Source organism: Acinetobacter sp. WCHA29, from assembly GCF_002165335.1.
GTDB lineage: Bacteria > Pseudomonadota > Gammaproteobacteria > Pseudomonadales > Moraxellaceae > Acinetobacter.
Genome location: NZ_NHRQ01000048.1, coordinates 1 through 1,159, shown reverse-complemented (window position 1 = coordinate 1,159; position 1,159 = coordinate 1). Strand labels below are relative to the sequence as shown.

Annotated in this window: 1 protein-coding gene; it reads right to left on the bottom strand. The window is 42.2% G+C overall.

What is annotated here, in order from left to right:
- Positions 1–39 precede the first annotated feature (39 nt).
- A protein-coding gene (locus CDG59_RS14880; protein ID WP_087546040.1) for an IS3 family transposase occupies positions 40–1,115 on the bottom strand; the annotation gives its coding sequence in 2 pieces (ribosomal slippage) (positions 40–863 and positions 863–1,115; 1,077 coding nt in all).
- Between the last annotated feature and the right edge of the window lie 44 nt (positions 1,116–1,159).

The window sequence follows — 1,159 nt, the reverse complement described above, 5'->3', positions numbered from 1 at the left end:
GGTAATCCTCCCATAAATAACTGAATTTAAAAGTAGAGGTTAAGCAGCCATCAAAGGTGGTTTGCCTCCGTTAGCTTGATGTGGTCGTTCATGATTGTAGTGCCACAACCACTGTGTTGCATAATCTTGTACTTGCTCCAATGTATCGAACAAATGTTTACTCACCCAACTATAACGCATTGTACGATTGTATCGTTCGATATAAGCATTTTGTTGTGGCTTGCCTGGTTGAATATATTCAATACGGATACCATGCTCAGCTGCCCAACGTACGAATTCGTGGCTGATAAATTCAGGTCCATTGTCGCAGCGAATCACAAGCGGTTTGTCTCTCCATTCGAGCAATTGGTTAAGTGTACGAATGACGCGCACTGCAGGCAGTGAAAAACCTGCTTCAATCACTAAACCCTCACATCGATAGTCGTCAATTACGTTAAGCAAACGGTAACTTCGTCCATCACTTAACTGATCATGCATAAAATCCAATGACCATACTTGATTTGGATGAGTTGGTTCCTTCAATGGTTCAGGTACATGTCGTTTTAATCGTCTTCTTGGTTTGATCCGCAGATTCAATGCCAGCTCACAGTAAATACGGTAAACACGCTTATGATTCCAACCACACTTCTCAACATGGCGTAGATAAGAGAAGCATAGCCCGAAGCCCCAATCTGTATTTTCTTCGGTGAGTTCAATCAATTGTTCTGCAATCAGTGCATTGTCATCGTTCAATTTGGACTGATAACGGTAGCAGGTTTCACTGATACTAAATGCACGGCAGGCCAAACGAATACTGACGGCATGATCACCAACGGCTTGTTGTGCCATCTGACGACGACAAGATGGCTTTACCACTTTTTTGACATGGCTTCCTGAATGATTTCAGCTTTAAGCCGCTCTTCAGCATACATCTTTTTTAGCTTGGCATTTTCGGCTTCTAGTTCTTTCAATCGAGTAATTAATGAGGCATCCATGCCGCCATATTTAGCCCGCCATTTGTAAAAAGTCGCATTACTCATACCATGTTCACGGCAAAGGGTGGCAACAGGCGTGCCAGACTCCGCTTGTTTCAAAATAGACATAATCTGACTGTCAGTAAATTTAGATGTTTTCATGCAGAATCTCCTGCTTTGATCTTAAGAGAAAATTCTACTTTTAC